Source organism: Streptomyces sp. NP-1717 (genome assembly GCF_022695985.1).
Lineage (GTDB): Bacteria > Actinomycetota > Actinomycetes > Streptomycetales > Streptomycetaceae > Streptomyces.
The window spans coordinates 1-13811 of sequence record NZ_JAAPBF010000012.1; the positions used below are offsets into that span (position 1 = coordinate 1).

Below are 13811 nucleotides of genomic sequence, written 5' to 3' on the forward strand. Positions count from 1 at the left end.
ATCAGGCCCCCGCCGTCGCGGGGCGCGTGACCGCTCTCCCCCGGAGCCGGCCACGCGCTCCGCGGACGTCTGCCGCGCACCGCCGGCGGTCCGCGCCCGCCACCACCCACGTATCGAGTTCGAGAGGGCACCATGAACCCTGCCGACCGTGCCGGCGAGGCCGAGCACCCGCCGTTCCCCATGACCCGGGCCTGCCCCTTCGCCCCTCCCGCGCGCTACGCGGAACTGCGGGAGAACGAGCCCGTCTCGCGGGCGTCCCTGAAGGTGAACGGCAAGCCGGCGTGGCTGATCACGCGGCACGACCATGTGAAGCAGATCCTGGGTGACTCGCGGGTCAGCGCCAATCTGAAACTGCCGGGCTATCCGCTCCAGGTCCCGGTCCCCGACGAGATGCTCCAGGCGGTGCCGCTGACGTTCCTGTCCATGGACCCGCCGGACCACACCGTCCAACGACGCATGCTGGCACCGGAGTTCAGCCTGCGCCAGATGCGGGCGATGCGGCCCCGGGTGCAGGAGATCGTGGACGAGCGGGTCGACGCGATGCTGGCCGAGGGCGGCCCCGTCGACCTGGTGGCGGCGCTCGCCCTGCCCGTGCCCTCCCTCGTCATCTGCGAACTGCTCGGCGTGCCCTACGAGGACCACGGCCGGTTCGAGCACTGGGCGTGGCAGATCATGAACCACGACATCAGCGACGAGGAGCGCGGCGCCGCGCACTACGAACTCGACAAGTACGTCGACGGGCTGGTCACCCTGAAGGAGACCGAGCCGGGCGACGACATGATCAGCAGGCTGATCGCGCTGAACCGCGCGGAGCCGGCGGTCGAGCACTCCGACATCGTGAGCATGGCGCGGCTGATGCTGGTCACGGGCCACGAGACGACGGCGAACATGATCGCCCTCGGCATGCTCGCCCTGCTCGAACACCCGGAGCAGCTCGCCGCGGTGCGCGACGATCCGGCGCTGCTGCCGACGGCGGTCGAGGAGTTGCTGCGTTTCTTCAGCATCTCCGACGCGGGCACCGCGCGGGTGGCGAAGGAGGACATCGAGATCGGCGGCACGGTGATCCGCGCCGGTGACGGCATCATGCCGCTCAACAACTCCGCGAACCACGACGAGAGCGTCTTCCCCGACGCCGACACCCTCGACGTGCGCCGTTCGACGCGCAGCCATCTCGCCTTCGGCTACGGCGTCCACCAGTGCATCGGACAGAACCTGGCGCGTCTGGAGCTGGAGGTCGTCTACGACACGCTCCTGCGCCGGATCCCAGGTCTGCGTCTGGAGAAGCCGGCCGACGAGCTGCGCTACAAGGACGACGCGATCGTGTGGGGTCTGTACGAACTCCCGGTGAGCTGGTAGCGGCCCCCGGGCCGCGTCCTGAGAGTCCCGTACGGCCGAGCGGGCCGTACGCAGCGAGCCAGAGTCAGAGTGACTGCCAGAGAGGGCACCATGACCCAGTCAGCCGACCCGAGCGCGGACGCGACCGGCCTGCCGGAGTTCCCGATGCGCCGCACCTGCCCCTTCGCGCCGCCGGAGGAGTACGCGAAGCTGCGCACGGGTGAACCCGTCTCGCGCGCCGCGCTCAAGGTGAACGGCAAGCCGACGTGGCTGCTCACGCGCCACGACCACGTCCGCAAGGTCCTCGGGGACGCGCGGGCCAGTTCCAATCTCAAACTGCCGGGGTACCCGCACCAGTTCCACATCCCGGAGGAGATGCTCCAGCACATCCGCCTGATGCTGCTGTCGATGGACCCGCCGGAGCACACCGCCCAGCGCAGCATGCTGCTCTCGGAGTTCACCGCGCGCAAGGCCAGGGAGATGCGTCCGCGGATCCAGGAGCTGGTGGACGAGCGGATCGACACGATGCTGGCGGCCGGCGGTCCCGTCGACCTGGTGGCGGCGCTCGCCCTGCCCGTGCCCTCCCTCGTCATCTGCGAACTGCTCGGCGTGCCCTACGACGACCACGCCAAGTTCGAGGAGTGGTCGGCGCGGCTGATGAACCGAGACCTCAGCCAGGAGGAGTACGGCGCGGCCGTGGCCACGCTCGACGGTTATCTGGACGAACTGGTCACGCGTAAGGAGAGCGAGCCGGGCGACGATCTGCTCAGCCGGTTCATCGAGAAGAACCGGGTGACCGGGGCGTGCGACCACCTCGACATCGTGACGATGGCCCGGCTCATGCTGGTCGGCGGGCACGAGACGACGGCGAACATGATCGCCCTGGGCGTCCTGGCGCTGCTCGAACACCCGGAGCAGCTCGCCGCGGTCAGGGACGAGCCCGGTCTGATGCCGAAGGCCGTGGAGGAGCTGCTGCGTTTCTTCTCCATCTCCGACTCGGGCACGGCCAGGGTCGCGGTCGAGGACATCGAACTGGACGGCACGGTGATCCGCGCGGGCGAGGGCATCATGGCGCTCAACAACGCCGCGAACCACGACGAGAGCGTCTTCCCGGACCCCGACACCCTCGATGTGCGCCGCGACGCCCGCGGCCATCTCGCGTTCGGCTTCGGCATCCACCAGTGCATCGGACAGAATCTGGCGCGGGTGGAGCTGGAGGTGGTCTACGAGACGCTGTTCCGCCGGATTCCCGGGCTGCGCACGGCCGCGCCGGTGGACACTCTGCCGTTCAAGGACGACGCGATGGTCTACGGCGTCTACGAACTGCCCGTCACCTGGTGACGGTTCACCCATTTCGAGGAGGACACCGATGCGCGTCCATATCGACCGTGACAGGTGCACCGGCTCCGGCCAGTGCGTGCTGCTCGTCCCGGAGGTCTTCGACCAGGGCGAGGACGGTCTGACCCTGCTCCTCACGGAGGAGCCGCCGGAGGACAGTTACGAGGACGTGCTCCAGGCGTCCCTCACCTGTCCGACGCAGGTCATCAGCGTCACCGACTGAGGAGCGGGGGAATCGCGTCATGACCGGCACGACCGACAACACCTGGATACGCGTCGCGCACCGGAACCCGGGCAGCGGGACCCGGCTGGTGTGTCTCCCGCACGCGGGCGGCGCTGCGTCGTACTTCTTCCCGATGTCGGCCGCCCTCGCCCCGGACGTCGAGGTGCTGTCCGTGCAGTATCCGGGGCGCCACGACCGGCGCCACGAGCGGCCGGTGGACGATCTGCATCTGCTCGCGGACCGGATCGCCGAGGCGCTGGGGCCGTGGACCGACAGGCCGTTCGCGCTGTTCGGCCACAGTTACGGAGCGCTGCTGGGGTACGAGGTGGCCCGGCGGCTCCGCGCCGCGGGACACCGTCCGCTGGCGCTGTTCGTCTCGGGCCGCCGCGCCCCGTCGACCCACCGGGACGAGCGTCTGCATCTGAAGCCGGACGCGTCGCTGATCGCCGAACTCAAGTCGCTGGACGGCACGGTGGGGGCGCTGCTGGACAACGAGGAGATCATCGCGATGGTCATGCCGGCGTTGCGGGCGGACTACCGGGCGGTGGAGACCTACGTCCAGCGGCCCGGGCCCGAACTCGACATCCCCGTCACCGCGTTCATCGGCGACGACGATCCGAAGGTCACCTCGCAGGAGGCGGCCCGCTGGCGGGAGCACACCACGTCGGACTTCTCCCTGGAGATCTTCCCCGGCGGTCACTTCTATCTGGCCGAGCGGCGGCAGGAGCTGACGAGCAGTCTGCGGCGGCGGCTCGACGAGGTGGTGGCGCACAGCACGACGTGAACAGGGCGGCAGGAGGGGAAAGGCCCTCTGTGGGCGGTGCGCGCACCGCCCACAGAGGGCCTTCCGCCGTGCCGGTTGCCCGTCAGGCGTTGAGATAGGTGAGGACTGCCATCACCCGGCGGTTCACGTCGCTGTCCTGAGGGAGCGTCAGCTTGGTGAAGATGCCGGAGATGTGTTTCGCGACGGCGCCCTCGCTCACGGTGAGCCGGCCGGCGATGGCGGCGTTGGAGCATCCCTCGGCCATGAGTTCCAGCACCCGCCGCTCGCGCAGCGTCAGTGTCTCGATGCCCTCGTCCATGGAGTGACTGACCATCAACTGGGCGACCACGGCGGCGTCCATGGCCGTGCCGCCGTTCGCCACCCGGCGGATCGCCTCCACGAACTGCTCGTCGTCGAGGACGCTGTCCTTGAGCAGGTAGCCGATACCGCCCGTGCCGTCGGCGAGCAGCTCCCGCGCGTACATCTGCTCGACGTGCTGGGACAGGACGAGGATGGGCAGGCCCGGCATGTCGCGGCGGGCCTGGAGCGCCGCCCGCAGGCCCTCGGTGGTGAAGGTGGGCGGCAGCCGTACGTCCACGATGGCGATGTCGGGGCGGTGCTCAGCCACGGCTTTCGCGAGGTCCTCCCCGTTGTCCACCGCCGCCGCGACCTCGAAGTCGAACGATGTGAGGAGCTGCACGAGCCCCTGCCTCAGGAGGAAAAGGTCCTCGGCGAGGACGACGCGCACGGAATCTCCAACTCGGTCACGGTGGGGCCGCCGGGTGGGCTGCTGATGTCGATCGTTCCGTCGAAGGCGGCGAGCCGCCGCCGGATTCCGGCGAGGCCGGATCCCTCGCTCATGCTCGCGCCGCCCCGGCCGTTGTCGCTGACGCGGGCACGCAGCACACCGCGTTCGTATCCGACGGTCAGTTCGCCGCGGCTCGCACCGGCGTGTTTGGCCACGTTGGTGAGCAGCTCGGACACCGAGAAGTATACGGCGGATTCGACGGGCGCCGAGAGCTGTGGGGGGACGGTCACGGACACGTCGAACGGCAGCGGGCTGGCGATGGCGAGGGCGCGCAGGGCGTCGGCCAGTCCGCGTTCGGCGAGGACGGGCGGGTGGATGCCCCGTACGAGATCGCGCAGTTCACGCAGGGCGAGAACGGACGAGGCGCGCGCCTCGCGGAGCAGCCGGCGGGCTTCCTCCGTGTCCTTGTCGAGGTGGCGGTCGGCGGCGCCGAGGGTCATGCCGAGGCCGACGAGCCTGGCCTGTGCGCCGTCGTGCAGATCGCGCTCGATCCGGCGCAGTTCGGCGGCCTGGGTGTCCAGGGCGCCGGAGCGGCTCTCCGCGAGATGCCGGACGCGGGAGGCCAGCCGTGTGGTGTCGGTGTGGCCCAGCAGATAGCGGGTGAAGTAGGCGTACCCCTTCAGGATGAACGGGGTGGTCCAGAGCCAGACGGCGAAGACCCCGAGCGCCAGGAAACCGGCGGCGACGGCGGCCGGCCAGCTGTCGACGACGACGCCGCAGTACATGCGTCCCGTGCCGTTGTCGCCGAGCAGCGGCTGCCAGAGACCGCCCGCCAGGACCAGGCCCTCACCCACGTAGTAGAGGAGGGCGGCGGGGATGAACCCGATCATGCCGACACCGGTGTTGAGGAAGAGCCAGAGGAGGTCGCGCCAGGTGGCCCGGTCGGTGAGGATCCACTTGCAGCGGCGCATCCATCCGACGATGTCCTTCTCGAACTCCGGCGGCTCGGGCTGGTACGGCACCTCGACGCGGACACCGGTCCAACCGGCTACCCGCCGGGCCCGGTTGCAGAGCCAGCGGACGGCGGGGATGCAGACGGGGAGCGCCACGGCGCCGATACCGATGACGAACAGGATCACGAAGTAGGCCGTCACCAGGAAGAGCGCCAGGGACGGCATCGTGCTCGCGCCGACCACGGTCCCCACGGCCGTGTCGAGCGTGGCCCGCCGGGTGCGCAGGCGCACGGCGGCGAGGGTGAACCTGCCGAGGGCCAGGGCGCGTTCGCGTGCGGACCGCGCCTGCCCGCCCCCGGTGGGCGGCCCGGCTGACGGTGGTCCGGCTGACGGTGGTCCGGTGTCCGGCCTTTCGCGGTCGGACACCGGTCCTTCGGCCACCATGGTGCGCTCTCTCACTCGGCGGTCACCGTCTCGACCGGTGGGGTGCGCATACCGCGCCAGGACGGGAAGAGCGTACCGCCGAAGATCAGCAGCAGGGATCCGCCGACGACGGCGAGGTAGATCCCGACGGAACCGGAGGGCAGGAACGAGTCGTTCTTGACCATCGCGTACGGGACGATCGTGGTGGCGGCGGCCGCCGTGCCGAGCACGACCGCGACGACGGAGATCAGTACCCCTTCGACGCTCAGCATGCCGAAGACCTGGGCGCGGGTCGCGCCCGTCAGGCGGGAGAGCCCGATCTCCCTGCGCCGCTTGCGGGTCACCACGACCAGGGTGTTGATCACGGTGATGGCCGCGTATCCCACGATCATGGCGACGACGGTGTAGTTGGCGGTCACGAGGATCTGCTGGATGGAGTCGCTGGAGCCGCTCAGCGTGGAGCTGTCGGCCACCCGGGCACCGGGCAACTCCCCGGCGAAGGAGGCCAGTTCGGTCCTGAGGGCGCTTCGGTCCGCGTCCTTGTCGGCGCGTACGAGGACGTGTTCGGCGAGGCCCGCGGTGGTGTGCGGGGCGAGTGTGGCGGCCGGCAGCAGCAGGAACTCCTCGTCGGGGTCACCGGCGAAGAGGGCGACGACCTCCGGCTCCGACCGTGTTCCGTCGCCGAGCCGGACGGGCAGCCGGTCGCCCAGCGCGACGCCGAACTCCTCGGCCCGGTCGGTGGACAGGGCGACGGTGTCGCCGCTCAGCGCGTCGAGCGAGCCGGTGACATCGCGCAGCGCCAGGTTCCGGTCCGCTCCGCCGGCGTCGACACCGCGCAGGGCGATGCCGCCGGCCCCGGACCCGGACTCAACGAAGCCCCGCGAGGTGACGAACGCGGACGCCGCGGCCACACCGGGCAGTCCGGCGACCTGTCCGGCCACGTCGGACCGGAATCCGCCGGCGTCGGACTCCAGTACGTAGTCGGCGCCGATGCCCCGGGCGTAGCTCTCGGCGGAGACGCTGTCCTCGGTGGACTGCATGTAGAGCGTGCCGGTGGCGATCGCGATCAGCATGATGACGGGGGCCGCGGCGCTCGCCATCCGGACGGGGTTGGTGGCCGTGTTGCGTACGGCGAGCCGTCCGGGGAGCCCGGTGAGCAGCCGTACGGGCCCGCCCAGGACCGCGACGACGGCCGCGCAGATGCCGGGGGCCAGCAGGGCGATGCCGATGCTGAAGAAGACGGACGCGGGCCCCGCGGTGCTCGCCAGCGTCGGACCGTTCTCCATGACCAGCAGGGTGGTGGCGGACAGGGAGATACCGACGGTGAGGAAGAACAGGGCCAGCAGCAGACGGTTCCTGGTGAACCAGCGGGGCCGTACCTCGCTGTCGGCGAGCGCCGCGACGGGTTCCGTGCGTGCCGCCCTGCGGCCCGCGAAACGGGTGGCTCCCGCGGCGGCGAGGATCGCGGTGACGGCCCCCACCAGCATCGGGACCCAGCCCTGGTGGAAGGCGATCACCGGGGACAGGACGCCGCTGTCGGTGAGGATCGAGCAGATGAGCCTGCCGAGCAGATAGCCGGGCGCCACGGCGAGGGCGGTGGCGACGACGGACAGGACGGACGTCTCCCACAGGATCATCCGCCGCAGCTGACCCGACGTCGTACCGATGGAGCGCAGCAGCGCCATCTCGCGGGTGCGCTGCTGGAGTGTCAGGCCGAGAGTGGAGGCGACGCCGAAGAGGACGACGAGCACCGCCCAGCTGCCGAAGACGGCGGCGAGGATGATCACGGTGCGCTGGGCGGTCAGGGCGCCCGGTGCCTCGGCGAGGCCGAGGCGTTCGCCGGTGAGCACACTCGCCTCGCCGTCGACCGCTTCCTTGACGGCGGCGGTGACGGTCGCGGCGGAGGCACCGTCGCCGGGCACCACGCCGATGTTGTCGACGCTCCCGCCGGTCAGCTCGTTCGCGCGGTCGTCGGAGAGGAAGACGGCGGGGTCGCCGTCGGAGCCGGAACGCGTGACGATACCGCTGACCAGGTAGGAGTGGGAGACGCCCTGGACGGCCAGTTCGACGCGGGAGCCGACGGCGGCGTCGGCGCGCTCGGCGAGGGTCCTGTCGAGCACCACCTGGTCGGCGCCCTCGGGGGCGGCGCCGTCGGCGAGGGTGTACGGGGCCAGGGAGGCCGAGGTCCAGTTGTGGCCGGCGGTGGATCCGCCGTCGCCGTCGGCGATGTCGGAGGCGCCGGAGCCGCCGGGGATCACGACGGCGGGGAAGGAGACGTCGGGCAGGGCCTTCGCCACGCCGGGTACGGAGCGCACGGTGTCGACGAGTCCCGCGTCGAGTCGCCCGCGCTCGGACAGCGCGTCGGAGCCGGCGGTCTGGTGGCCGGTCACCACGATCGGGGCGGCGGCGAGCCGCTTGGGCTGCGCGTCCATGCGGATGCCGGTCTCCATGAGACCGCCGCAGGCCATGACGATCGCCGCGCCGAGGAACATGGCGACGAAGGTCGCGATGAAGCTCGCCTTGCGGAACTTGAGGGTGCGGAGAGCGAGGAGACCCATCAGAACCGGCCGCCCGTCGCGACGGGCGCGGCCGGCTGCGCGTCGGACTCCCAGGCACCGAGGCGGGTCATGCGCGCGGCGACGGCGTCGGCGGTCGGCCGGTGGAGCTCGCCCGCCGGCATGCCGTCCGCGAGGAACACCACGCGGTCCGCGTAGGAGGCGGCGACGGGGTCGTGGGTGACCATCACCAGGGTCTGTCCGGCGACGGTCACCGATTCGCGCAGCAGCGCGAGGACCGCGCCCGCCGTACGGGTGTCGAGGGCGCCGGTCGGTTCGTCGGCGAAGACCACGGCGGGCCGGGTGACCAGGGCGCGGGCGATCGCCACCCGCTGCTGCTGGCCGCCGGAGAGTTCGCCCGGCAGATGGCGGGTCCGGTCGGTGAGGCCGACCCGGTCGACGACGGAGCGGATCAGCTCCTTGTCGGGGCGGCGGCCGGCCAGTTCGAGCGGCAGCAGGATGTTCTGCATGACGGTCAGCGCCGGAAGCAGGTTGAACGCCTGGAAGATGAAGCCGATCCGGTCCCGGCGCAGCTTCGTCAGCTGGACCTCGTCCATGTGCGCGAGATCCGTACCGCCGACGGACACCGAGCCGGAGGTGGGCTTGACCAGGCCGGCGGCGCAGTGCAGGAAGGTGCTCTTGCCGGATCCGGACGGGCCCATGACGGCGGTGAAGGTCCCCGCGCCGAAGCTCAGGGTCAATTCCTTGAGCGCGGCGACCCGATTGTCGCCGTCACCGTAGACCTTGGCGACGGCGTCGAGCCGTACCGCCGTTTCCCGGGTGGCGTGTTCACTGGCGTACACAGGGACTCCCCTACCGAAATTTGATATGTGTGACTCGTCGTCAAGCACAAGCGTAGGCAGTGCGAGGGTTTCAGGACATTGGCTCCAGACGGTGTATCGGAGGTAGAAGTTCTTCTACCTCCGGCCCGTAAGAAACCTCCCGGCGGACCACATCACGCCTGATGGAAGCGGTTTTCAGCCACCTCTCACCCGGGTTTCGCGGGGTCCCGCTGTCAAGGTGCACGCAGCCCCACTACCGTCGGTGTCGTTTCGTCCACCCGAATTTCGGGAGTCCGCTGCATTACGCCGCGATGCGCCCGTCAATATGCTCGAACCGCACACGAAAAAAGCCCCCCACGGCATTTTGGAGGATGGAGTCGCCATGCGATCGGAAAGTGGTCTGGAGACGCGAGTTCGGCCCGACGGCAAGGTCGATTTCTTTCTTCCCCGTACGGGTCTGCGGCATCGCTGCGGCCCGACGGGCACCTTGATGTGGATCGTTCTCCAGAGGCAGGAGTGGCAGGCGGAGCAGGCGGCCGAGGTCCTGGCCGAGCAGTGGGGCATCGCCTCCGAGTCGCTCCGTCCCGAGGTGGACGCCTGGGTGAGCCACTTCCAGAACGAGGGTCTGGTGCGCCGGTGTTCGGCGTGACCCACCGGCCGGCCGTGGCGGCCCCCGCGCGGGTCGCCACGGCCCGTACGCGGGCCGGCGCGCCGCGTACGTCCGTGCACGGCGTGGGCTGAGGTCATCCGCCGGTCGCACGGCCGGCGCCCGGCAGCCCGGCGAGCCAGTCGTCGACCGCGACCGCCGTCGTGGTCGACGACTCCTCCAGGAGCGTGAAGTGGTTGCCGGGCACCTCCCTCAGGGTGTGCTCAGCGTCCCAGCCGGCCCGCCAGTCGCCGGTGTCCGCCCCGGCGGACGTGAACGACTCGGCGGGCCGTACGAACAGGACGGGCGCTGTGAGAGCGCCGGGCGACCGGTCGAGGATCAGCTCGCTGTAGCGGCTCATGGCGGCGAGCCGTGGGGCGCTGAAACCGCCGAAGCTGTCCTCGCGGTCCAGCATTCCCTCGAACATCTCCCGCCACAGGTCGTCGTTGCCGCCGCCGTCGGGCAGATAGGTGTCCAGCAGGACGACCGCGTCGGCGGGGGTGCCCGCCTTCTCCAGGGTCTCGGCGACCGCGTGGGCGAACTGACCGCCCGAGGAGTAGCCGAGCAGCACGAAGGGCGCGTCGCCGGCCGCGGCCCGTGTCCCCTCGGTCAGGACGTCCACGACCGCGTCGAAGGACAGCGGCAGCGGCTCGTCACGCCCGAAGCCGGGGACGGCCGGCACCGCGACCTCCCTGCGGCCGTGGAAGTGCGCGGCGAAGCGGGCGTACTGGTGCGCGCCGCCGAGCGCCATGGGCGAGGGCACGCAGATCAGGCGCCGTTCGGCGGGGCCGCGCGACAGGCGTACGGGCGGTGCGACGCGGCCCAGTTCGGCGACGGTGGTGAAGCCGGGCAGGATGGCGGCCACCGCGCCGAGCAGGTCCATGCCCTTCGCCATCCGGCCGCCGGTCACGGCTTCCTCGTCGGTCCCGGCTTCCTCGTCGGGGCCGGACGCGCCCGCGCGGGCGTACTCCTCCTGGAGAACGGCGGCGAGCCGGGCGGGTGTGCCGTGGTCGAACACGGCCCCTGTCGTCAGGGTGAGTCCGGTGGCGGCGCGTACCGCACCGCGCAGTTCGGCGGCGGTCACCGAGTCCATGCCGGCTTCGAGGAAGACCGTGTCGGGGCCGATGCCGCCGTCCGCCGCGTATCCGAGCAGCGCGGCCGCCTCGGCGCTCACCAGTTCGGTCAGCACCTCGGCCGCCTCTTCCGGGGCCAGCCCGGCCAGCCGGTCGCGCAGTGGTTCGCGGGCCTCGGTGGGCGCCGTGGACAGGTGGCGCGGTGTGTCGAGGGCGGGCGCGGTGAGGGCGACGTCCGACGGGATCCAGTAACGCTCGTGCTGGAAGGCGTACGTGGGCAGCGGCGATACCGCCGTACCGGGGACGACGGCGGACCAGTCGGGCGTGAGCCCGTCCGCGTACAGCCGGGCGAGACCGGTGGCGACCGCGGCGCTCTCCGCGGTCCTGCGGCGGCCGAGCGCGACGAACAGCGCGTCGTCGGGGACCGCGCACTCGCGCGCCATGCCGGTCAGCACGGCGTCGGGGCCCAGTTCCACGAAGCGGCCGGCGCCACGCTCGGCGAGTGTCCGGACGGCGTCCGCGAACCGCACGGGCTCGCGCACGTGCCGGACCCAGTACCCGGGGTCGGTGAGCAGACCGGGCGGGGCGATGTCCCCGGTGACCCCGGAGACGAGCGGGATGCGGGGCTCGTGGAGGACCGCCTTCTCGCAGACCGCGCGGAAGTCGTCGAGCATGGCGTCCATCAGGGAGGAGTGGAAGGCGTGCGAGACCGTGAGCCGCTTCGTCCGGGCGAAGTTGTCCGCGACGGCGTGCACGGCGTCGGCCTCACCCGAGATCACCACCGAGGAGGGACTGTTGACGGCGGCGATGGCCACGCGTTCGGTGAGCAGGGGCCGGATCTCGTCCTCGGTGGCCTGGACGGCGACCATCGCCCCGCCCTCCGGGAGCGCCTGCATGAGCCGCCCCCGGGCGGCGACCAGCCGCCCCGCGTCGCCGAGACCGAGTACGCCCGCCACATGCGCGGCGGCGAGTTCGCCGATGGAGTGGCCGGCCAGGAGGTCGGGCCGGACGCCCCAGGACTCCAGCAGACGGAACATCGCGACCTCGAAGGCGAACAGCCCGGCCTGTGCGTACAGGGTGCGGTCGGCGGCGTCGGCGTCCGTGCCGGCCAGGACCTCGCTCAGTCCGACGCCGAGTGCCGACTCCGCCTCGTCGAAGGCGGCGGCGAACACCGGGAAGCGGGCGCGGAGTTCGGCGCCCATGCCGAGCCGCTGCGCGCCCTGGCCGGTGAACAGGTAGGCGGTGCGGGCCTTGGCGCGCGTACGGCCGCGTACGACCGCGGGGCCGCTGTCCCCCCGTGCCAGCGCGTCCAGGGCGGCGTGGAGACCGGCGGGGTCGGTGCCGGTGACGGCGGCCCGGTGGGCGAAGGCGGTACGCCGGGTGCCGAGGGCCCGCGCCACGGCGGCGGGGGTGTGCTCGGGGCGCGCGGCGGTGAAGTCCCGGAGCCGGGCGGCCTGGGCGGCCAGCGCCTCGGGGGTACGGGCGGACAACGGCCAGATGAGGACGGGTGGTTCGGCCGGTCCGTGGGCGGGTGCGGCCGTTTCGGGGTCTGGTGCCGCCGGGTCCGGGTGTGGGGACTCCGGAGCCGCCGGGGCCTGTTCGAGGACGACATGGGCGTTGGTGCCGCTGATCCCGAAGGACGAGACGCCCGCGCGGCGCGGCCGGCCGGCCTCCGGCCACTGCCGTGGCTCCGACACCAACTCCACGGCCCCCGCCGCCCAGTCGACCTGACGGGACGGCTCGTCGGCGTGCAGCGTCGCCGGGACCACGCCGTGGCGCATGGCGAGCACCATCTTCATCACGCCCGCGACACCCGCCGCGGCCTGGGTGTGCCCGAGGTTGGACTTGACCGAGCCGAGCAGCAACGGCTCGCCGTCCGGGCGCCCTTGGCCGTACGTCGCCAGCAACGCCTGCGCCTCGATCGGGTCACCGAGGGTGGTGCCCGTGCCATGTCCGTCGACCACGTCGACCTCGGCGGCGGACAGCCGGGCCCGCGACAGCGCGGCACGGATCACCCGCTGCTGCGAGGGCCCGTTCGGCGCCGTGAGACCGTTCGAGGCGCCGTCCTGGTTCACCGCCGAGCCGCGTACGACGGCGAGCACCTCGTGCCCCGACCGCCGTGCGTCCGACAGCCGTTCGAGGACGAGGACGCCCAGTCCCTCGGCGAAACCGGTGCCGTCGGCGTCGGCGGCGTACGACTTGCAGCGGCCGTCCGGGGAGATGGCGCCCTGTCTGCTGAACTCGACGAAGGTGCCGGGCGACGCCATCACCGTGACCCCGCCGGCCAGGGCGAGGTCCGCCTCACCCTGCTGAAGTGCCTGCGCGGCCAGGTGCAGCGCGACCAGGGACGACGAACACGCCGTGTCGACCGACAGGGTGGGCCCTTCGAGGCCCAAGGTGTAGGCGACCCGGCCCGCGACCATGCTGCCGGTACCGAAACTGCCGAAGTAGTCGTGGTACATCACCCCGGCGTAGACACCGGTCCGGCTGCCCCTCAGGGTCGCCGGGTCGATGCCCGCGTGCTCCAGCGCCTCCCACGATCCTTCGAGGAGGAGCCGCTGCTGCGGGTCCATGACCAGGGCCTCGCGGGGCGAGATCCCGAAGAAGGCGGCGTCGAACTCCCCCGCGTCGTGCAGGAATCCGCCCTCTTCGGTGACCGACCTGCTGCGCCCGTCGGCGTCGTGCAGCGCCTGCTCCCAGCCCCGGTCGGCGGGGAATCCCGTGACGCCGTCCCGGCCGCCGGCCAGCAGCTCCCACAGATCGTCAGGAGATGTGACGCCGCCGGGGTAACGGCAGGCCATGCCCACGATCGCGACGGGCTCGCGCCGCGCGGCGATGAGCGCGCGGTTCTGCTCGCGCAGCCGCTCGGTCTCCTTGAGCGAAGCGCGCAGCGCTTCGAGCATCCTGGTGTCGGGCTTGGCGGGCTCGGCCACGTTCCTACTCCTCGTCACGGTTCTCCTCGCGCGGTCTCG

The 13811-nt window shown here is 71.7% G+C and carries 10 protein-coding genes; 5 read left to right on the plus strand and 5 right to left on the minus strand.

Going from position 1 to position 13811, the window contains the following annotated elements; all coding sequences use genetic code 11:
* Positions 1-132 precede the first annotated feature (132 nt).
* From GXP76_RS04410 to GXP76_RS04425, 4 genes are all read left to right on the plus strand, one after another.
* Positions 133-1356, plus strand: coding sequence for a cytochrome P450 (locus GXP76_RS04410; protein WP_242570076.1), 1224 nt, complete (start codon positions 133-135; stop codon positions 1354-1356).
* A gap of 90 nt (positions 1357-1446) precedes the next feature.
* Positions 1447-2676 carry a cytochrome P450 gene (locus GXP76_RS04415; RefSeq protein ID WP_242570077.1) on the plus strand — a complete coding sequence of 410 codons (1230 nt, stop codon included), beginning with the start codon at positions 1447-1449 and terminating at the stop codon, positions 2674-2676.
* Between the two features lie 28 nt (positions 2677-2704).
* Positions 2705-2896 (plus strand): ferredoxin, encoded by a 192-nt coding sequence (locus tag GXP76_RS04420; RefSeq protein WP_242570078.1) that lies wholly within the window; start codon positions 2705-2707, stop codon positions 2894-2896.
* A 19-nt stretch (positions 2897-2915) separates the two neighbouring features.
* Positions 2916-3680, plus strand: a complete 765-nt coding sequence (locus tag GXP76_RS04425) for a thioesterase II family protein (protein ID WP_242570079.1) — start codon at positions 2916-2918, stop codon at positions 3678-3680.
* An 82-nt stretch (positions 3681-3762) separates the two neighbouring features.
* Here the strand turns inward: GXP76_RS04425 and GXP76_RS04430 are convergent, their stop codons facing one another.
* From GXP76_RS04430 to GXP76_RS04445, 4 genes are all read right to left on the minus strand, one after another.
* Positions 3763-4407 (minus strand): response regulator transcription factor, encoded by a 645-nt coding sequence (locus GXP76_RS04430; protein WP_242570080.1) that lies wholly within the window; start codon positions 4405-4407, stop codon positions 3763-3765.
* Positions 4371-5651, minus strand: a complete 1281-nt coding sequence (locus tag GXP76_RS04435; protein WP_242570081.1) for a sensor histidine kinase — start codon at positions 5649-5651, stop codon at positions 4371-4373. The genes GXP76_RS04430 and GXP76_RS04435 overlap by 37 nt, the downstream gene beginning before the upstream one ends.
* A gap of 164 nt (positions 5652-5815) precedes the next feature.
* Positions 5816-8341 (minus strand): FtsX-like permease family protein, encoded by a 2526-nt coding sequence (locus tag GXP76_RS04440; protein ID WP_242570082.1) that lies wholly within the window; start codon positions 8339-8341, stop codon positions 5816-5818.
* Positions 8341-9141 (minus strand): ABC transporter ATP-binding protein, encoded by an 801-nt coding sequence (locus GXP76_RS04445; protein ID WP_242570083.1) that lies wholly within the window; start codon positions 9139-9141, stop codon positions 8341-8343. The genes GXP76_RS04440 and GXP76_RS04445 overlap by 1 nt, the downstream gene beginning before the upstream one ends.
* 361 nt (positions 9142-9502) lie before the next feature.
* Here GXP76_RS04445 and GXP76_RS04450 point away from each other — a divergent pair, with 361 nt between their 5' ends.
* The gene (locus GXP76_RS04450) at positions 9503-9769 is read left to right on the plus strand and encodes a hypothetical protein (protein ID WP_242570084.1); all 267 of its coding nucleotides are present in this window, start codon (positions 9503-9505) and stop codon (positions 9767-9769) included.
* Between the two features lie 94 nt (positions 9770-9863).
* Here the strand turns inward: GXP76_RS04450 and GXP76_RS04455 are convergent, their stop codons facing one another.
* Entirely contained in the window at positions 9864-13772 is a 3909-nt protein-coding gene (locus GXP76_RS04455) for a type I polyketide synthase (RefSeq protein ID WP_242570085.1), read from the minus strand.
* Positions 13773-13811 lie beyond the last annotated feature (39 nt).